The organism is Photobacterium marinum (genome assembly GCF_000331515.1).
GTDB classification, from domain to species: Bacteria; Pseudomonadota; Gammaproteobacteria; order Enterobacterales; family Vibrionaceae; genus Photobacterium; species Photobacterium marinum.
This window is the reverse complement of sequence record NZ_AMZO01000002.1, coordinates 404,267-424,895: the sequence shown is the minus strand read 5'-3', so window position 1 is coordinate 424,895 and position 20,629 is coordinate 404,267. Positions and strand designations below refer to the sequence as shown.

The window sequence follows — 20,629 nt, the reverse complement described above, 5'->3', positions numbered from 1 at the left end:
TCTACAGCAACCACATCAGGTACAAACAAAAATACCGCTCAACTTATGAGCGGTATTTTCCTATATCGGTTTTACTGAGCTTCAACTGTTATAACAGCAGATAGCTCCTGTACTGTTCCATCATCATCACGGACTCTGACCTTCAACGTATCATTAAGCACTTGTAATCCGGCAGTTGCTGTGTACTCCCCTTTCGGAGTAAAAGTAAACGAACAACTGTAGGTGTATCCCGGATCTATTGTTGTGCTGCTACAGTCGATATTTGCTACCGTGAATTGATCAAAGGTGCCACTGAACAAAGGCTCATCCAGCGTTGTTTCAGCTGCATTCGGATCCTCAGTCGCAACCATAACAATGACGTCAGACAGCGGTTCAAAACTAAGAACCTCTACATTGTCCGCATGAGCCGTCACAGACAATTTCACTGTTGCTGACATATCCAGCCCCAACGCAATGCTATTGCCAACCGGATTAAATTCCACCATTGCATCATCGGTATCAAATCCCTGTCCGATACTGCCACCAGCCTCTTGCTCACCATCCGAGACCAACACCCAAGCGATATTGTCGACACTATCGCTATCATCACCGGCAACTTTGAATGACATAGTGCAGGCGACCGACTCGTTAACAGCAACAGAAGAACCAATCAAACCAGAGCAGGTATCATCAACGGGTACAGTATCAGCGATATTGCTATCAAACACCTGAGCCGGAGGATTCAGCCCGAACGTTTCCGCCTGAGCAAAATCGACAAAATCCATAATCTCGAAATTTTCGAAGCTACTGTTACTAACTACAAATAAAAATGTCACCACAGGAGCCCGAGACAAATCTGTTAACTGATATTCATCGACACTGGTTGACATGTCATGATAACCAGCCGGATCCAGCGGATTCACTTCCGGTGCGAGCCCCGCCCTGACATACTTTTTCAGAGTAACAACAGGATTAACATTTTCAACACTGATACTGGCAGCCGCTGTTTTCAACTCCCCCGATGTTCCCTCTTCATCTGTCGGGATCACTTTGACCGTATTTTTATAAACATCACCAGCATTAATACTTGAATACAATGTCCCCATATTAACACCATAATCACAACCAGAACCCTGTGTATAAGTCAGCCCGTTAATCGCACAACCAGTATAGCCAACCGGCTTCGGCTCAGAAATGGTGTTCATTTCCTGAACTAAATCAATGAAATCAGTATCTTTAACATGAATTTGATCCCAGCCTGATTCATTAGAGTAAGTCACATAATAGTGAACATAATCGAACCCTGTTGGGCCTGTTTCTGGAATTGATGTCGGTGAGGCCACTTTAGCTATCGAAATAATTGGCGGTACATCAGAAATGCTAACAGTTAATGAATTTGATGGTCCCATGTATGCTTCAGGACCATCATCGAATTTCCAGTGAACACCAAATTGGCTAACTTTATCTTCACGCACCCCCTCTATAGATGAATCAGTATCCACCAATATCAGGCTCTTCCATCTCAACGTCACCGTACAAATATATGTTGCTCCCGGAGCAATCGTTTCTGAACCTGAAGCCAGGCATCTGCCATCGTTGTCAACGGCATTAACCAGTACTACCTGATCCTCATTAAGCGAAACAGTAGACGATGATAAAGAGCCGGAAATAAGAAACTCTTCGCCACCGAATTTTTCAACCAGTTCTGTAATAACCAATGAGGTATTAGTATTGGGATTAGTTACCTTCAAATCGAAGCTGAAAGAATCATTCCCTGCAAAAATATCTGATTCTGGCCGCGTTGCATCACCGTTTATGGCTTTTTCCAGAACCGGTTCACTAGGTAGCACTTTGACCGGAATTGTCACTGTTTCACAATTACATTTAGACGGAGCGCCTGGCGCAGGTAATAATCCGGACTGAATTTCACCGCCGGAGCTACACAAGTTGTCATCATTCTGATCCCAAGTCGCGCAGTAATCTAAATCGACAAAACTGTCTCCGTCTGTATCCTGACAGAAGAAAGTAATCACTTCTTCCTGATACACAGCATCTTGTGATTTAGTCACATCTGCACATAAATCACCGTTCGCTGACTGAGAATTAGGTAATCCTCCGGCGTCACCAACTTCCCCAACCCAGATAAGACACTCATTACTGTTACCCCCGGGTACTCCGTCAAGAGGGTTGGCTAAAGGGTTGGTCGTTGTATAAAACGAGAAGTTATAACGAATATTTGCAGTTGATGTGACTTTAAAATTCAGCTTTTGACTAACCGTCTCTCCGGCTTTACAGGTTGATGGGGCTCCCTGAGGTAAGGTAATTTCCGCCAAACTTACATCATTAGCAGAACAGGTCAGGCTATTCAAACCAGCTCGGGAGCGAACGCACTGCTCTCTGTTACCAGGCTCAACATCATAGTTGTCAGGGAAAATGCGTATACTCGAATACACATCTTCAACGACTCGCGGAGCTGCATTAACACTGCTGATAATCCCAAAGAATACAATAAAGACAAGAACATTAAGAAAAGCAGTTTCCTTTCTACATCTGAAATGACACCTTTTCATAACAGGTCCTCAAGGCCCGAGCCCCTCATTTCTCAGCATCGGACTTGTGTCCTTTGCTTTCAGAGTTTCAATCACCAAGCCCGGTTATAAATTAATGGAAATACAAAGCGCAAATTTCTTTAATCTTCCTAATCTAGCTTTTCTCTAAGAGCCTATTTCTAAACAGCAATGCCATTGGGCATAACAAAACAGTGCAATTTGAAATTTTTCTATGACAGGAAAATACAAGTAAGATAGTGCAACCAACTATGAGTCATTTCTGATTATTGAGAATAGCGTTCTTATATTTGCTTTCAGAAAAACAAATATATTCGTAAAACAGTGGCATAAGCTTGGAAATATCGAAATAAATAAGATTGAAGAAGGTGTTATCCGAATCCGACAGGTTAATTTAGAACCAAAACGGATCCGGATTTTCCATCAGAGATAAATACAAATCTGATTACGCCCCTGACGCTTAGCCCGATAAAGAGCTTCGTCAGCGCGAGAAATAAAAGCATCCAGAGGCTCACCATGTTGCCTGTAAGCAATGCCAAAACTTGCCGTTACTGATGTAGCCGCCAAAGCCCCAGTCCATTGCAGGCTTTCAATATGACTTCGGATTTTCTCAGCAACATGCCATGCATTATCACTGTTATTTCGGGAAAAAATGACAAACTCTTCTCCACCGAGGCGAATTGGGATATCTGTGCTGCTACAATGCTCCAGCAATGAGGCAGCAATAGTCTGGAGTACGATGTCTCCCTGATTATGCCCATATGTGTCATTGATACTTTTGAAGTAATCGACATCAATCATGATAGCAACAGTATCGGATACGTTATCTCTGTCCTGTTGATCCAGTAACTTCTGGACCACATCTTTCATGTATATGCGAGTGTATAAATTGGTCAACGGATCACGAACAGAACGCTGATAAATCTTTTCCCGTTCTTTTTCCATTTCTCGGTAGATCATTTCCCGCTCAATTGATATCTGCAAAGGCAGGTACATTTGCTCGACAACACGCTCTATCTTTTCCCGATCGCTGTTAATATTTTCCAACTTCAGCATGATAACAGCCTGAGCTGTCCCCTTGTCTGGAAGCAGCAATGGTATGAGCAGGCTCTCAAATAATGCACCATCTATGCTTTCTCGCTTAAGTTCATAACTTCCGCGATGATGCTCTTTCTCTTCAACAGAACGAGATTGGAATGCTTTAGAAACTGTTTCCGGAAGCTCAGTAATGATATTGCCGCGATAATGATTTTTTTCCGAAAAATACAGCATTTCGCCGTCATTATCCTGGACATAAAAGTCGAGATCAGAAACAGCGATTTCATCACGGATCAACTTAAATAATGCGCTGGCTATCTCCCTGAAGTCACGGTAGATCGTCATAGTCTTAGTGATATTCTTCAGGGTTTCATTAAATTTAGCCAGTTTGGTGAAATCCGTTGTTCCACGCAGTAACAGATATAAACCGCAATCAAGAGACTTTAGGCCATCAATCATATATGGGATAAGCGGCTTCCTGATAATCGACCCGTGCTGCGGGGCTATCATCTGCATCGGATACTGCTCAATCTCACTCAATACATACTGCAAAATGTCATTGCTGGGAATATAGTGCTGATGGAAAGGCTTCATGGCTTCCAGATAGGATTCATCCTCCGCAAATAAAACAAATTCATCTGTCAGCCCACCGAATAAATCACTGGAGAACATCACACCGGACAGAGGATCAAAAGTCGTAAATGCACCAGGGAAGTGAGCATAAGGTGTAAAACAGAAGTTTAACGTTCTATCAGCAAGCGGTAATTGCCAGTCATGCTCTTCAATAAGCCAAAAAGGAATATCAAAACCATAGTGCTTCAGCAGCATTTTGGTACGCCAGTGAGTAACAATGACAGCATCTTTTCGGCAAAGCAGTTGCTCTATGAGGGGGATAGCGCCTGTTATATCAGGGTCCTGGTGTTGGCAAATAAAATACTTTATCGATGTGAATGGTATAACTTCATTAATCTTACGAAGCGTATTAGCAAAAGTGAGCTTTGAGCCGGGATCAATTAAAACAGACTCGTCACCCTGCTCAATAAGATACACGTGACATTGAAAAGGGTCATCTTCCTGAACATGCCCTACCCACCAGACACGAGGAGCAATCTCAATGGCATGGTCTGTATCATATTTTTTTATTTCTTTATCTAGCCCCTTCATCAGAAAGGCCTCAATTGTAATATTCTCAGGTCGGCATAATATTAATGATTCGCCCTATCAATAAATTGATGTAAATCATCATAGCTTAATGTCCTGTCCCTATATGCCGGGTTGATTTGAGATAACAAAAAAGATAAGAGATAGTTTTTACAATACAGTTTCAAAAACACATTATTATTAACCACTTACAAGCATAGTAACACTTCGCTTTATATCTGTACTTCTTGCGGATTATGACACTCATCAGCTACACGCCAGCAATTTCGACCATTACTCTTAGCTTCATAAAGTGCATTATCTGCCTGGCCTATCAGCTCTTCCAAAACACCAGGTATAGGGTTACAACTAGTTGCCAATCCTAAACTGACGGAACAGGTTATTTCATTTCCATCATGAGAAATGGTCAGTTGCTCTATACAGTTTCGAATTTTCTCCGCGACCTGTTTAACACCATGAAGATCGGTGTCGTACAAAAATAAAACAAACTCTTCACCACCAAGGCGCGCTAAATAATCATTTTTACGAATTACCGACTTCACCGCAGTAGCAATCTCCACCAAGACGATATCACCGACCTGATGTCCAAAGCTGTCATTAACTTGTTTAAAGTGGTCTATATCAAAGATGATCACACTGACAATCGTATTTTCAGGAACAGGACCACTTAAAAGTGAATCCGCCCTCATAGTCAAAGCCCTACGATTTAACACCCCTGTCAAAGGATCTGTCTCTGCAAGCCGGCTCATTAACTCACACTGCTTTTTATGAAACTTAACCCATTGCGAGCAACCAAACAGAAACAATAAAAAGCCAGCTGCTTTTAATATATCTTCAATAATATCCTTAGAATCAAGCACATTGGTCAACTCATCAGCAAAGTCCCAGAAATTAGCCACAAACATCATCGTCGAGGCAGCTAACAGGATGCGATATATCTCACGAGATTCTTTTAGCTCTTCAATATTAAACATCAAATACAAGCAGCACAGCGCCATACCGCCATCGAAAAGCAGATCAGCCAGAATCAATGGCTCTGTTGTTGGATAGATGATTACTACAGCAACAAGCAAAGGCAAAAGAATGGCAAGACAACCTAACTGAAACTTGTATTTAAATAATTCAACCACTAAGCATTGGTTCCGAAATCAACTATTAATATTACCGAGCGAATATAACATATATAATTATCAATAACATTGATGGGAATAACAGCTCTGTTCTTTAAGAACGAAACAAAAAACTGATCATTATAAAAATATTTACAATTCAAATTATTACATTACTAATAGCAGATAAATTTCAGACAAAAAATAAGGTCGCATGCACTTTAATTACGGTTATAAGCGTATTCGGATTATACATCTGTGTGATTGACACTTGCTGCTTATAACAACAAGACTGTTAAGTAATTGAATTTCGATATGGGCTTGCTAATAAATCGAAGGTAACAACTATCTTGCTTTAACAGTATTAGTTAAAAACGTTTCATACCAATAGACAACCTAATATAGGAGAATTCTCTTTCTAAAATACAACCTATATTAGTTAGCATTCATATACAGCTTTTAATTTGCTTTAAAGTAACCAACTTAACTGCTCATTACATTAAAATTCAGGCACAAAAAAACCAGCTTTCGCTGGTTCTTTTGATAATGATGGAGGCGCGTCCCGGAGTCGAACCGAGGTCCACGGATTTGCAATCCGCTGCATAGCCACTCTGCCAACGCGCCTTAGATTGTTTGAGATGGTGCCCCGGGCCGGACTTGAACCGGCACAACGCGAACGTCGAGGGATTTTAAATCCCTTGTGTCTACCAATTCCACCACCAGGGCACGCAAATTCTTTTGCAATGCCATTAAACTGAAACAGTTAAACACCATCTTTGATACCGCTATAGAGCCATATCATTTATGTATGGAGGCGCGTCCCGGAGTCGAACCGAGGTCCACGGATTTGCAATCCGCTGCATAGCCACTCTGCCAACGCGCCTTTATGTTCACGAGCTTCCCCGTGAGAACGAGGCGTACTTTACTGGATTCTGAAAATGAGTCAACAATATTTTTTTGCTTTTAACTCAAATGCTTAAAAACAGTTCACACCGATTAATTCCCCTTCGGGCAAACTTCATTTTTGTTCAAATTAAAAGCCTGAACTCAGAAAAAGCAAGGAGTAACAGCGGGAGTTAAAAAGAAAAATGCACAAAAACTGCGGGTACAAAAAAACCAGCTTTCGCTGGTTTTTTTGATAATGATGGAGGCGCGTCCCGGAGTCGAACCGAGGTCCACGGATTTGCAATCCGCTGCATAGCCACTCTGCCAACGCGCCAAATTTTGGAGCGACACACGAGGTTCGAACTCGTGACCTCAACCTTGGCAAGGTTGCGCTCTACCAACTGAGCTAGTGTCGCATAATTTGAGATGGTGCCCCGGGCCGGACTTGAACCGGCACAACGCGAACGTCGAGGGATTTTAAATCCCTTGTGTCTACCAATTCCACCACCAGGGCACGCAAATTCTTTTGCGATGCCATTAAACTGAAACAGTCAAACACCATCTTTGATACGGCTATAAAGTCATATCTTTTAAATTGGAGTGACGCGGCCAGCTTGGTACACGAAGTTCCTCGTGTGTTTACCACATAACCTTTAAATTGGAGCGACACACGAGGTTCGAACTCGTGACCTCAACCTTGGCAAGGTTGCGCTCTACCAGCTGAGCTAGTGTCGCATCATTCTGCTAATGAGAATGGAGGCGCGTCCCGGAGTCGAACCGAGGTCCACGGATTTGCAATCCGCTGCATAGCCACTCTGCCAACGCGCCTTAATTTTCAAACCACTTTGGAACACTCCGCTGCGGTACGAGGTGTAATTTACTGATTTTAAATAATGAGTCAATGAAAATTTATGTTTTTTTCTTCAACTGGTCAAAAATCAGCACAGATTAATAAAAATAGCGCCAAAATCGATTAAATCAACACCGTCATTAAAAAACAAAGAAGGCCGCATTACACGGCCTTATTCACTCATCTGGTTCAAGCTTACCTGATTAACTCACACTCCACTGCGAAAGTGAACGCTTGAAATCTTCGTAGCCAAACTCATTGAGCTTCTCAATATCACCATTTTGACGCAGGCAGTAAATCGAAGGCATCTTCAGGCCGTTAAACCAGTTCAGCTTCACCATAGTGTAACCAGCACTATCCAGAATATGCAGACGCTGACCAATCGCCAATGGCTGGTCAAATTGCGTCACACAAAACTGATCTCCGGCAAGGCATGAACAGCTTCCAATCACATAGGTGTGTTCACCGTTCTCACTCGCTTCAGCAACAGAAGCGGGCTCATCATAAATCAGCGTATCGAGGCGATGAGCCTCTGTTGCGCTGTCTACAATCGCCGTTTTCATATCGTTTTCTACGATATCAACAACTGTTACAACCAAATCAGTAGTCTTGGTGATGATCGCTTCTCCCGGCTCAAGGTAAAGCTGAACACCATGTCTCTCGGAGAAGTGTTTCAGGGCAAGAGCCAGTTTCTCGATATCGTAACCCGGCCAAGTGAAGAATACGCCACCACCGAGGCTTACCCACTCCAGCTTATCCAGATGCTGACCAAAATTTTCTGAAATCGAGTCAAGCAATGCAATAAAGGCATCTACATCTTTGTTCTCACAATTCATGTGGAACATAGCACCGTTCAGGTTCTCGAATATGGACGGATCAATATGATCCATCTGTACGCCCAACCGAGAGTATTGACGAGCAGGATTCGCCAAGTCCTGACCGGCATAGCTCACACCAGGGTTCAGGCGAAGGCCAAGCGAAGCCTTACCTTCAACAAGGTGACGATAGGCCAACAGCTGACTTTGCGAGTTGAAAATCATCTTATCGCAAATATCAGCTACTTCTCTGACGTCATCTTCGCTGTAGCCCACGCTGTAAGCATGAGTCTCACCACCGAAGGTTTCATAACCCAGCTTTACTTCATAAGGACCACTGCTGGTTGTACCGTCCAGATACGGTTTGATGATGTCGAACACCCCCCAGGTCGAAAAGCATTTCAGGGCCAGTACCAGCTTAACCCCAGACAGCTCTTTAAGGCGCTTTACCTTCTCAAGGTTCGCAATCAGCTTTTCTTCATCAATCATGAAGAAAGGTGTTTTCAAATCTTGTTTCTGCATCTTAATTACCAATAAGCCGATGCCACAACTGACATCGGCTTGATATATTCACTAATTGACGACAAGAAAGCTTCTCACACGCAGGAATTTCGGGTCAGGGCTAGGAGGAAGGACGGAGTTTATATTCATAAATGAGCACTTCCGACAACGCCATGACCCGAAATAGCAAGTGTGAAAACTTACTTGAGGATGTTGATTGCAGGCTGCCCGACTTCCAGCTCCTGAACATGCCAGTCCAAGCCGATCTCAGGCATTGTTTCCAGGAACGGATCCGGGTCCAGCTGTTCCATATTGTATACGCCTGCTTCAGCCCACTTACCACGGAAGTACTGTAGCGCTGCTGTAATTGCCGGTACACCAGTGGTGTAAGAAATAGCCTGATGTTCTACATCTTTATAAGCGACCTGATGATCGGCGTTGTTGTAGATAAATACGCTGCGCTCTTTGCCGTCTTTCTTACCCTGAACCCAGGTACCGATGCAAGTTTTACCTGTGTATCCCGGAGCCAAAGAAGTCGGGTCAGGCAGAAGAGCTTTCAGTACTTTCAGCGGTTCAACAACTGTACCGTCCTGAAGCGTTACCGGATCCGGGCTTAACAGACCGATATCACGCATGCAGTTAAAGTAGTTCAGGTAACGATCACCGAAGCCCATCCAAAATTCGATTCGCTTCGCAGGGATGAATTCTTTCATAGAACGAACTTCATCATGCGCCATTGAGTAAACTTTGTGGGAACCTACCAGCGGGAAATCGAACTCCATCATACGGGTGTGACACGGAACCTGCTTCCACTCACCTTCTTCCCAATAGAATGAGTCGCCCTGGATTTCAAGCATGTTGGTTTCAGGGTCGAAGTTAGTAGCAAACTTCTTGCCGTGATCACCGGCGTTTACGTCCATGACATCAATCGTGTCGATTTCATCGAATAGGTGCTTAACAGCGTAAGCAGCAAACACACTCACTACGCCCGGATCGAAACCTGCGCCAAGAATACCCGTGATACCCGCTTCTTTGAACTTCTCACGGTAACCCCACTGCCAGTCATATGCTTGCGGTACCTGCTGACCTTCTGAGCACAGATCAACAGCCACTGATGTATCAAGGTATGACACTTTAGCTTGGTAACAGGCTTCCATGATGGTCATGTTTACCCATGGAGGGCCAGCGTTGATAACCAGATCAGGCTGGACTTCTTTAATCAGTGCAACCAGTGCATCAACGTCATCAGCATTTACTGCGCGAGCTTCCAGTTTCTTAGATGGATCTTTCATATTTTCCATCTTCTTGATGGATTCAATGATGCTCTCACACTTAGAAACAGTACGAGATGCAATGGTAATATCACCCAATACATCATTGTTCTGAGCTGCCTTATGCGCAATAACCCAGCCAACACCACCAGCACCGATTTGTAGAATAGCCATAGTTAAATTTCTTCCCTTAATAATCTGATTCTCGTGCTGTTTGGCCCGGATAATCGCAAGGCCGAACAGCACTAATTACATTACTTTTAGTTTGGTTACCGTTAGCTCGCCAATGAACGGGCAAGCTGATTAATTTGATTCAGCAGTGATTCAAAGTCTGCCATTGTCAGGCACGGATTCAGAATGGTGAACTTCAGTGCAACCTTACCGTCCACAACCGTTTCACCCAAAACCGCAACCCCTTTCACCAGCGCTTCCAAGCGAAGCTGTTTGTTCAGCTGATCAACATCTACCGGCTCACAACCGATATGACGGAACAAAACAGTCGACAGCGAAGGTGATGCCAGCAGCTCAAAATCAGCAGACTGGTTCACCAAATCCGCGACACTCTGGGTCTGACTTAACAGATGGTCATACATAGAACCCAGAGCCTGAGTCCCCACACACTGCATTGTCATCAGCACTTTCAGCGCATCAAATCGCTTAGTTGTCGCAATTGACTTATCAACCAAATTCGGCAGCAGATCGTCTTCACGATTCAGGTAATCTGCATGGTGAAGCAGGTACTTAAAATTGGTTTTGTCCTTCAGTAGTACTGCACCACAACTGATTGGCTGATAGAACAGCTTATGGAAGTCCACACTCAGTGAATCTGCCCGCTCTATACCGTTCAGGCGTGTTTTATGACGGCTCAAAATCAAGGCACCACCGTATGCGCCATCGACATGTAGCCAAAGCTTGTGCTGCTCGGCGATATCAGCCAGCGCATTAAGATCGTCAATAGCACCGTGATCCGTCGTACCGGCCGTACCAACAAGGGCAAACGGCAACAAACCTTCCTGCTTAAGGGATTCAACCGTTGAAATCAGTGATGGCTGCTTGATAGTGCCGTCCTGATTGGTATCCACACAGACAACAGCATGCTCACCCAACCCCATCAGTGATGCAGTTTTCTGTACGGTGAAATGCGACTTCTTCGAACAAAGGATACGCAGCTTGCCGGCATATTCAGGCAGACCGTTTTTCTGGATATTGTGACCGGACATCGTATCGGCCGCCCAGTCACGCGCCAGCAAAAGCCCCATCTGGTTACTTTGCGTACCACCGCTGGTAAATATACCGTCAGATTGACTGCCAAGATTGTAAACACCGCACAACCAGTCAATTACTTTCTGCTCTACATAAGTTGCAGCACTTGCCTGATCCCATGAATCCATGGACTGGTTCAGGGAGCTGATGAAAGATTCAGCCGCGACTGCCGGAAGCAATGGCGGAGTATGCAAGTGTGCAATGCAGTTCGGGTGCTGAACCATAATTGAGTTCTTAGCAATCAGCTCACCTGCCTGCTCAATCACGGTCTCAAGCGGCAACTGTTGGTCATCAAGCTTGATTTCGTTAATGCGCTGCTTAAGCACTTCCGGCTCCAGGCCTGAATATGGCGCATCTGTTGTTTCAAAAACTTGCTTAAGAACCTGAGTCGATTTATTCAGCGCAGCTTCGAAACTATCTGCACCACCTTCACCGGTGTGAATAAAGTATGAACGCCACTGTTCCTGTTCAGAACCGACTGTCGCTTCAACCTCTTTTGCCGGGCCAGCAGTCGCCAGAATTGCCTTGCTGATAGCATCGAGGGCAAAATCAATTTGCTCATAGCTGATTATCAATGGTGGAAGAAAGCGAATAACTGACCCCTGACGACCACCTTTTTCAACGATCAGGCCACGCTCCAGTGCGGCACGCTGAATGTTCAAGGTCAACTCAGGATCGGCTTCTGGTTCACCAAATTTGTTTTTCTTACCGCCAGGCTTAACAATTTCAACGCCAAGCATCAGGCCTTTACCGCGCACTTCGCCGATACAATCTGTGTATCCGGCAATACGCTCTAAACCTTCTCGCAGGTACTGACCTGCTTTACGAGCATGTTCAACCAATCCGTCACGACGAATAATTTCCAATGCTTTAGCACCGGTTGCCATCGCCAGCTGATTGCCACGGAATGTGCCTGTGTGCTCACCCGGACGCCAAGTATCAATTGACTTGCCGAAAACAAGAATTGACATCGGCAAACCACCACCTACGGCTTTGGACAAACACAGGATATCCGGAGTTACACCTGATTCTTCAAATGCAAATCGATAGCCGGTTTTACCGATACCACACTGAATTTCATCAAAAATCAGTAAAATGCCATGTTCTTTAGTGATTCGCCGCAACTCTCGCAGCCAAAATGCAGGGGCCGGAATTACACCGCCCTCACCCTGTACTGGTTCAACAATGATAGCTGCAGGTTTCTGAACACCACTTTCATCATCGCTCAGCATACGTTCAATATAACGAATACTCTGTTTAGCCCCTTCATCACCTTTCAAGCCAAACGGACAACGCAATCTGTACGGGAAAGGCAAGAAATGGACATCCGACATCAGCCCCTGACGACGGGCTTTTGTATTCAGATTACCCATCATGGCCATAGTGCCGTTAGTCATACCGTGATAAGCACCGTGGAACGCCGCCATGATATTACGGCCGGTTGTCTGCTTGGCCAGTTTTATTGCCGCTTCAACCGCATCGGCACCGGAAGGGCCACAGAACTGAATACGCGCATTAGCAGCGAATTCTTCAGGAAGGAAGTTCATCACTTCCTTGATAAATTTATCTTTGGCTGGCGTCGTCATATCCAGAGTCTGATACGGCAGCCCCTGATTAAGCTGATCGATAATCGCCTGGTTAATTTCAGGGTGGTTATAACCCAATGCCAAAGTACCGGCACCAGCCAGGCAGTCCAGGAAAACCTGGCCGCGACTGTCTTCTACCAGTACGCCTGATGCTTTCTTGATTGCAAGAGGTAGCCTGCGAGGATAAGAACGCACTTCTGATTCATAATGTTCCTGGCTCAAAAGCAGTTCATCCGGGGTCAGGTCATACAGTTCATGTACAACCGGTACGTTAGAGGCCAGCTTGATATCCTCTAAATCAAACACGTTACTCATAGGTGTAATCCATGATTTCCGCCATTTTGATGGCATAAGCCAAGAAAAAGCCGCAACAATCCCAACCCTTACAATCAGCCAATCGTTCAACTGGTGGATTGCAAGCACTACACATTGAATTTATTGCGCTTATAAATTCTTAGCCGATAAATACACAACATCATCAGCAGTAAAGCTGATAACAGCAGGGATCCGGCATTTCGCCGAAATGATTTAGAAAGGAAAAATCAAGGTTCAGTAATAATACTGCAATTAGGTAAGATAAAGCTGACTTGGGTTTTCTTTGATTGAATGTTCACTGTTGGGTTCCCTCAATATGCTGCCGCCTTTTTTCTTTCCAGCAAAGCAGCGCTATTAATGCCCTTCTACTAACGATGCACCGTTAGTACCTACGGCGTATTGCGATAACATCAGCTTGAATTAATCGCAACACATGAGTCTCAGAACAACACGTCTGAGATTGCGCAGAAAAGTAACATATTGTTGTCTTTCATGCCAATTGTAATTTATCAGCTTAGACCACATCCTCATCAGTGGTTAATTAAAAGACTAAACCATTAAATTAAGTGCATAATTTATTCTTTGTGAACAGGATCTACCAATAGCACTCTACTTCATATTGGAATATGAAACAGTTCAAATAACACACAGATATGTTGTGTTAACGTAAATAAAGTGAAACATAAATCATATTAGGAACAAGGTGTACATTATGAATAACCGTATCCTGCAATATGGTAAGTTCCCGACGTTGATCGACCTCAGTCACCTGTGAGCACATCATTTCGCTGACGGTCTGTACAGCATCATCGCCCTCTTACCTCCGATAAAACTTCGTACCTTCCTGAACATTACGATTCCCGATCCCGGCTCTCCTCCTCGGCGTCTGCCAGCATTCATTCTTAGTCAACCGTTACTCTCATCATGGCGTCATTGGATATCGCCATCGTTAACAATGATAAGGAATTAATATGGAAATTGTTCTGGGTATCGCTGCATTATTAGCAGCACTATGTTTATTCTCATTATTCAGTTTTAAAGCCCCCAATGGCAGCGCCGCCATGAGTGGCCTTGCTGATGCTGCAATCGCCACGTTTCTGGTTGAAGCCATTCATAAGTTCGTGATGGGTAACCTCTTTGGTATCGAATACCTTGCTGACTTCGGTAACATGGTCGGTGCTATGGGCGGTGTCGCCGCAGCAACACTGGTAATGCTAAGAATGGGGATTCAGCCAGTCTTTGCGATTGTTACCGGCCTGGCAATGGCCAAACTGGGTATCCTTGAGGGCTTCATTGTCGGTTACCTGTTCTCGTTTGCCGCGCCACTGTTTAAGAAATACCTCCCTGAAGGAGTTGACGTAATTGTCGGTGTGCTGACTCTGGCACCGCTGGCTCGACTTGTTGGTATATTCATCAGCCCGGCTCTGGATGTGCTGATGGGCACCCTGGCTAACATGATCACCGAAGCCACTATGTTCTCACCATTAGTCATGGGCTTCCTGCTTGGCGGCTTGATGAAAATGGTCTGTACTTCCCCGCTCAGTTCTATGGCATTAACAGCGATGCTGGGTCTGACCGGCCTGCCAATGGGGATCGCTGCGATCGCTTGTGTCGGTGGCTCATTTACCAATGGCTATATCTTCCATACACTCAAGCTAGGCAAATCAAGTAACACCATCAGTGTGATGCTGGAACCTCTGACTCAGGCTCATATCGTTACCCGTAACCCTGTACCAATCTTTATGTCGAACTTCATAGGCGGTGCACTGGCAGGTACTATTGCGGCTTACTTCGGCATCGTTAATGATGCACCGGGAAGCGCAGCACCAATCCCTGGCCTGCTGGCTTCTATTGCCTTTAACGCACCTCAGACACTCTTTATGGCAACCATAGCTGCCGCATTCGCCGGTATCGTCGGTGGTGTTATTGGTAACCAAATCTACAAACGCCTACTTGCCGAACGCATTCCACTACAACAGTTTGCAAATGGCTAATCGCTAATTGCAACATGCGTTATACAAAGGCTTACCTGGCTGGTAAGCCTTTTTTCTGTGACAAGAACAGCAAAACATCCTTATGGCACATAAAAGCCCTCACTTTTATCCGGCCTTTCTCTGGTTTATTTGCCATAATGACAACACTCCCTACAACTGTTGCAAAAAATACACTAATAATGCGAAATACTGATGACTTTCTGATTTTCTACCACCTCATTGAGCAAGGCTCTTTCAGTAAGGCTGCCGAACAGGTCGGGCTGACAAAATCAGTCGTAAGTAAAAGAATTACCAGGCTGGAACAAGAGCTGGGAGTTCAACTACTCTATCGAACAACCCGAAAGCTGACCCTGACTGAAGCAGGCGAAATTTTTTATCGTCATGCGCGGGAGATATTTCTTTCGGTTCAGGAAGCAGAAGAAGAACTGAGCGGCTTAGGGGAAAGCCTTTCCGGCACCATTCGGCTTACAGTACCGACAATTTCAGGAGAACTGATTCTGCCGCAGGCCATCGCTGAGTTCAGCGAAAAGTACCCGGATATAAATATTCAAATGGATCTGGATAACCGTTTTGTCGACATCGTTGAAGAAGGCTACGACTTGGCGATCCGAACTGGCGTATTACCTGATTCCAGTTATATTGCCCGTCGCCTGCTGGATGTCCACTGGGTGATTTGTGGGGCTCCGGCTTATTTCCAAAAACGCCCGGCCCCGAAAAACTACAAAGATCTGGTGAATCACAATTGCCTTGCCTACAGCTACCAGGAAACTGGTGCCAACGAGTGGTTATTCAAAGGCAAATCAGAACCCTTTACTGTCAGGGTGGCAGGAAATTTCACTACGAATAACGCATCGGCCTTACGTAAAGCAGCTCTGTTTGGTCAGGGACTGGTATATGTACCAAGAGTGTTAGTTGCTGACGATCTTAAGTCAGGAAACTTGGTTGAGATACTGGAGGATCAGGTTGCCAAATGCCTGGGTATCTATGCAATTTACCCTTATACTCGCCACCAGCCGAAAAAGGTTCAGCTGTTTATTGAGCATTTATACCAATGCTACCGAAGCAATGAAGATAAATTCTGAAACTAGAAAGAAAAATGAGCTAAAAAGAAGTGGTCAACAATGACCACTTTTTTTATTTCAGATAAACAAGAACATTATCAGGCTGGTACCTGACTCACCTTATCCACCAAATACAGAATTGAGCGATACTCAATGCCGCTGTGCTCAGACAAACCAATCTCACAGGTTTTGCTATTTGAGTAGCCTTCCTTACAATTTTCAGGCACCTGTGCTTTCAGTGGTGCCAGCGCAGAAGCATTCAGTTCCGGCGTGGTAAAGCCCTTATCACCGGCAAAACCACAACACTGAATATCTTCAGGAATGATAACCTGTTTAGCACACGCCTCTGTTACTCGCTTCATCACATCAGCCAGCCCTTTACGACGGGAGGTACACGTAATGTGAAGCATCACCGGCTCTTCCTGTGGCGTAATCGACAAACGCGGCATCACAAACTCAGCCACAAACTGAAATGGCTCATAGATTGTCAAATCCCGTTGTAGATTATCCCGGCTCAGGCTGGCACATGGACTGGTATCCATCAATACCGGTAATGAACCTTGTTCAGATGCCTGCCATAAGGCTTCTTCCAATTGTTTTGCTTTATCTTCTGCGGTCTCTACAAAGCCCTTACTTTTATATGGCATACCACAGCACTGGTTATTCAGGTCGTCCGGCAACACAACCTCATACCCGGCTTTATTCAACAGAGAAATGGTCACATCAGCAAGCGGGCGTGGGTCCATGGCCTGTTTTTCGGTGCCCATATTGCGGGAAGCACAACTAGGGAAATAAACAATCTTTTCTTTACTGACCGAGCGGATTGTCAGGCTCTCTCTATTCAAGCTTTTTGCCGCCCTAGGCATGTGCGGTGTCCATAACGGGACTTTACGCGCTGTCAGATTATGTGCCACTTTTGTCAGGGTACGCATCTTATTCGTACCCAGCATTGCGTGCATACCATTGGCAACACTTAGGCCAACACGAGTTGCAGCAGTTACGCCATCAAAGTGATTTGCTGTCCAGCGTGCAATACTTTTTGCTATATCAGAATGGTCTTCTCGCAGCTTCCGCATTAAATCACCGGTATTGATATCAACCGGACAGCGATCTGCACACAAACCTGTCGCCGCACAAGTTGCCACACCCTGATAACGGAATGTCTTTTCCATTTCCGCCAAACGCGCCGGATCTTCATTGGTTCTGCGCAATCTGCTGATTTCCCGATAAACAGTATTACGTTGGCGCGGTGTCAAAGACAAATTCCGAGAAGGGCAAACCGGTTCACAGAATCCACACTCAATACATTTATCAATGAGAGTATCCGCAGCAGGCATCGCTTTAAGGTCTTTCACATGAGCCTGATGATCATTATTGAGAATCACCCCTGGATTCAGAATGCCTGTTCCATCAAAAATATGCTTGATCTGCTGCATCAAAGCATAACCTTCAGCCCCCCACTCCAGCTCCACAAAAGGAGCCATATTGCGCCCAGTACCATGCTCTGCTTTCAACGACCCCTGGTAATCCACTGCAACCAATTGGGCAACGGCATCCATAAAGGCACTGTAACGTATCACTTCTTTTTCTGTATCAAAAGCTTGTGTGAAAACGAAATGCAGGTTCCCGGCCAGAGCATGACCAAAAATAATAGCTTCGTGATAGTCGTACTTTACAAACAACTCTTGCAGTTCACGAACTGCCGGAGCCAGTTGTTCAATCGGGAACGCCACATCCTCGATGATGACAGTCGTACCGGTTTCACGCACGGCACCAACCGCAGGGAAAAGGCCTTTACGGATGCCCCATAACTGAGCACAAACACCTGCATCACGACTGAAGGACACCTGCTCCATCGGAGTGAACTCATCAATCAATGCCATAGTTGAATCAGCCTGGGCAGACAGGTCTGCTTCATTTTCGCCATGCAGCTCAATCAACAATGCCGCAGCTTCGGTATTACCTTCCTCACCCAGTCTGGCAATGAAATCCGGCATTCCCGGCTTATCGGCAACTGATGCCAGCGCCCTGCTATCCATCAGCTCAACAGCCGCGACTTGTGTTTTACTAAGCGCACTGACGGCAAGACATGTTTTCTCGATATCCGCGAAAACAAATAACCCGGAAGCCTTGAAGGCATGATCAATCACTGTGTTATAAGTGATATCGGCAATGAATCCGAGTGTACCTTCCGAGCCAATCAGCAGATGCTGAAGGATTTCAATCGGATCGTCATAATCCACCAGCGAGTTAAGGCTATAGCCGGTCGTGTTTTTCAGGCGGTACTTATGCCTGATCTTATCTGCCAGCTCCGGGTTATTACGACAACTCTCAGCTAATTGAGATAAATCAGAAAGCAATAAAGAATGACTCAGTTTGAATCGTCTGACGCTGTCGCGATCCAATGTATCCAGCACCGTACCGTCAGCAAGTACAACAGTCATTCCTGCCAGAGTCTTATAGCTGTTCTGTGCAGTACCGCAACACATCCCTGATGCATTGTTTGCTGCAATACCGCCAATCTTACAGGTATTGATGGAAGCCGGATCCGGGCCGATTTTACGTCCGTACGAAGAAAGGTATTTATTGGCGTCAGCTCCAATCACTCCCGGCTGTAGCCAAATCTGTTCACCACTATTAATAATTTTATGCTTACGCCAATTATCAGTCAGGGTGATTAATACAGAATCGGACAGAGCCTGCCCGGAGAGGCTGGTCCCGGCGGCGCGGAATGTCACTGGAATGTTCGACGTATAACAGGCTTTAAGCGCAAATACGACTTCGTCCAGTGTATCCAGTTGAAGGATCAGTTTGGGAACCAGGCGGTAAAAACTCGCATCAGTGCCATACGCCAGGGTTAATGTAGGGTCAGTAATAATTCGCTTTTCATCGATCTGAGCTTTCAGCTGCTCAACCAATGCAATGTAGGGCTGCTGCATTGTGTCTCCGTGTAGGTCAGTATGCTCATCTTATTTTTTCCGGACCTGCTAATTATAAATTTAGCCGGATAGTGTTATTCAGCTATTTTACCGAGCCACTTTTAGTGAATATATCACCAGCAATACACTTGTTTGTTGCAAAAGGTTTAACAATCTACCAAATACACCCACCGGCTAATCGGCAGACTAAAACAAAATAAAGAAACGACAAAAAGAAAACAAAGACTTAAAAGCTGGGTTTTAAAAGCAAGTGACATGAAGAGCACTTAGGAACAGCCCCAAAGATAATTGGCCACGAGAATTTCAAAGAAGAGATTTTGGCGAACGCCAGATACAAAAAAACCAGCATAAGCTGGCCTGTCATATTCAGATTAGTTAAACCTGAAAGAGATGGAGGCGCGTCCCGGAGTCGAACCGAGGTCCACGGATTTGCAATCCGCTGCATAGCCACTCTGCCAACGCGCCATCTTTTATTACTACCGTTTGGGACAATGTCCTGTTCGGTATGGCGGCCATTTTACAGATACTCCCCACTGTGTCACGGAAAAAATAAAAAAAAACAATCGTTCGCTTTAAATTTCACCATCCACATCAAACATTAGCCAATAAGTACTTTTTATTCCCCAAGAAACTCATCACTTATGCCGATAGACAAAATAGAGTGAACAAAGAAAAGGCGGCTCATTGAGCCGCCTTTCGAGATTTCTTTTACAAGAGATCAAATATCTTCTGAGTTCAGCAGATCATTTTTTGCTGCCTTCAGGTAGATATACATTGACCAGTATGTCAGCACCATCGCGACATAAAGAGCGGCATAACCGGTCCAAACAACCCACTCATTCGGGTGCCACAACAGAACCAGCAACGCAAACATCTGAGACGCAGTTTTAACTTTACCAACCCATGAAACAGCAACACTAGAGCGCTTACCTAGCTCTGCCATCCACTCACGAAGTGCTGAAATAATAATCTCACGGCTAATCATGGTAACAGCAGGGATTGTTACCCAAATTGAATGATAGTGCTCGACAACCAAAACCATCGCAGTTGCAACCATCACCTTGTCGGCAACCGGATCAATGAAAGCACCAAAACGGGTGGTCTGATTTAATTTACGAGCAAGGAAGCCATCGAACCAGTCTGTTACACCGGCACCAAAGAAGATCATCGCAGTTGCAAAAGGCGCCCACTCATAAGGCAGATAAAAAGTGATCACAAAAAATGGGATAAGCAACAGGCGGATGAAGCTGAGTATGTTAGGAATCGTTAAACGCATAATTCTTAGTTCTTATGAT

10 protein-coding genes and 9 tRNA genes are annotated in these 20,629 nt (G+C 44.9%); 2 read left to right on the top strand and 17 right to left on the bottom strand.

Features of this window, described 5'->3' with window-relative positions:
• Positions 1 to 71 precede the first annotated feature (71 nt).
• From C942_RS03200 to C942_RS03135, 14 genes are all read right to left on the bottom strand, one after another.
• Positions 72 to 2,549: a hypothetical protein gene (locus tag C942_RS03200; RefSeq protein ID WP_036798438.1), complete on the bottom strand. Its 2,478-nt coding sequence runs from the start codon at positions 2,547 to 2,549 to the stop codon at positions 72 to 74.
• 420 nt (positions 2,550 to 2,969) lie between these two features.
• Positions 2,970 to 4,748: an oxygen-binding di-iron domain-containing protein gene (locus C942_RS03195; RefSeq protein ID WP_007462348.1), complete on the bottom strand. Its 1,779-nt coding sequence runs from the start codon at positions 4,746 to 4,748 to the stop codon at positions 2,970 to 2,972.
• A gap of 209 nt (positions 4,749 to 4,957) precedes the next feature.
• Entirely contained in the window at positions 4,958 to 5,875 is a 918-nt protein-coding gene (locus tag C942_RS03190; RefSeq protein ID WP_007462346.1) for a GGDEF domain-containing protein, read from the bottom strand.
• Between the two features lie 529 nt (positions 5,876 to 6,404).
• Positions 6,405 to 6,478: transfer RNA gene (locus tag C942_RS03185), tRNA-Cys, on the bottom strand.
• A gap of 15 nt (positions 6,479 to 6,493) precedes the next feature.
• Positions 6,494 to 6,580: transfer RNA gene (locus tag C942_RS03180), tRNA-Leu, on the bottom strand.
• Positions 6,581 to 6,663: 83 nt separating this feature from the next.
• Positions 6,664 to 6,737: transfer RNA gene (locus C942_RS03175), tRNA-Cys, on the bottom strand.
• A gap of 262 nt (positions 6,738 to 6,999) precedes the next feature.
• Positions 7,000 to 7,073 (bottom strand) — tRNA-Cys (locus tag C942_RS03170).
• Positions 7,074 to 7,079: 6 nt separating this feature from the next.
• Positions 7,080 to 7,155: transfer RNA gene (locus C942_RS03165), tRNA-Gly, on the bottom strand.
• An 11-nt stretch (positions 7,156 to 7,166) separates the two neighbouring features.
• Positions 7,167 to 7,253: transfer RNA gene (locus C942_RS03160), tRNA-Leu, on the bottom strand.
• A gap of 145 nt (positions 7,254 to 7,398) precedes the next feature.
• Positions 7,399 to 7,474 (bottom strand) — tRNA-Gly (locus C942_RS03155).
• Between the two features lie 19 nt (positions 7,475 to 7,493).
• Positions 7,494 to 7,567 (bottom strand) — tRNA-Cys (locus C942_RS03150).
• A 225-nt stretch (positions 7,568 to 7,792) separates the two neighbouring features.
• Entirely contained in the window at positions 7,793 to 8,926 is a 1,134-nt protein-coding gene (gene nspC, locus C942_RS03145; RefSeq protein WP_007462344.1) for a carboxynorspermidine decarboxylase, read from the bottom strand.
• A 179-nt stretch (positions 8,927 to 9,105) separates the two neighbouring features.
• Positions 9,106 to 10,350: a carboxynorspermidine synthase gene (locus tag C942_RS03140; RefSeq protein ID WP_036798530.1), complete on the bottom strand. Its 1,245-nt coding sequence runs from the start codon at positions 10,348 to 10,350 to the stop codon at positions 9,106 to 9,108.
• 101 nt (positions 10,351 to 10,451) lie between these two features.
• Positions 10,452 to 13,340: a pyridoxal phosphate-dependent class III aminotransferase gene (locus C942_RS03135; RefSeq protein WP_007462339.1), complete on the bottom strand. Its 2,889-nt coding sequence runs from the start codon at positions 13,338 to 13,340 to the stop codon at positions 10,452 to 10,454.
• Positions 13,341 to 14,311: 971 nt separating this feature from the next.
• Here C942_RS03135 and C942_RS03130 point away from each other — a divergent pair.
• Positions 14,312 to 15,334, top strand: a complete 1,023-nt coding sequence (locus C942_RS03130; RefSeq protein WP_007462334.1) for a PTS sugar transporter subunit IIC — start codon at positions 14,312 to 14,314, stop codon at positions 15,332 to 15,334.
• A 179-nt stretch (positions 15,335 to 15,513) separates the two neighbouring features.
• On the top strand, positions 15,514 to 16,416 hold the full coding sequence (locus tag C942_RS03125) for a LysR family transcriptional regulator (protein ID WP_036798527.1): 903 nt from the start codon (positions 15,514 to 15,516) through the stop codon (positions 16,414 to 16,416).
• 77 nt (positions 16,417 to 16,493) lie between these two features.
• Here the strand turns inward: C942_RS03125 and C942_RS03120 are convergent, their stop codons facing one another.
• The 3 genes from C942_RS03120 to pgsA form a co-directional block, all read right to left on the bottom strand.
• Positions 16,494 to 19,334, bottom strand: a complete 2,841-nt coding sequence (locus tag C942_RS03120) for an FAD-binding and (Fe-S)-binding domain-containing protein (protein WP_007462330.1) — start codon at positions 19,332 to 19,334, stop codon at positions 16,494 to 16,496.
• 391 nt (positions 19,335 to 19,725) lie between these two features.
• Positions 19,726 to 19,799, bottom strand: a tRNA-Cys gene (locus C942_RS03115).
• Positions 19,800 to 20,052: 253 nt separating this feature from the next.
• On the bottom strand, positions 20,053 to 20,610 hold the full coding sequence (gene pgsA, locus C942_RS03110) for a CDP-diacylglycerol--glycerol-3-phosphate 3-phosphatidyltransferase (RefSeq protein ID WP_007462327.1): 558 nt from the start codon (positions 20,608 to 20,610) through the stop codon (positions 20,053 to 20,055).
• Between the last annotated feature and the right edge of the window lie 19 nt (positions 20,611 to 20,629).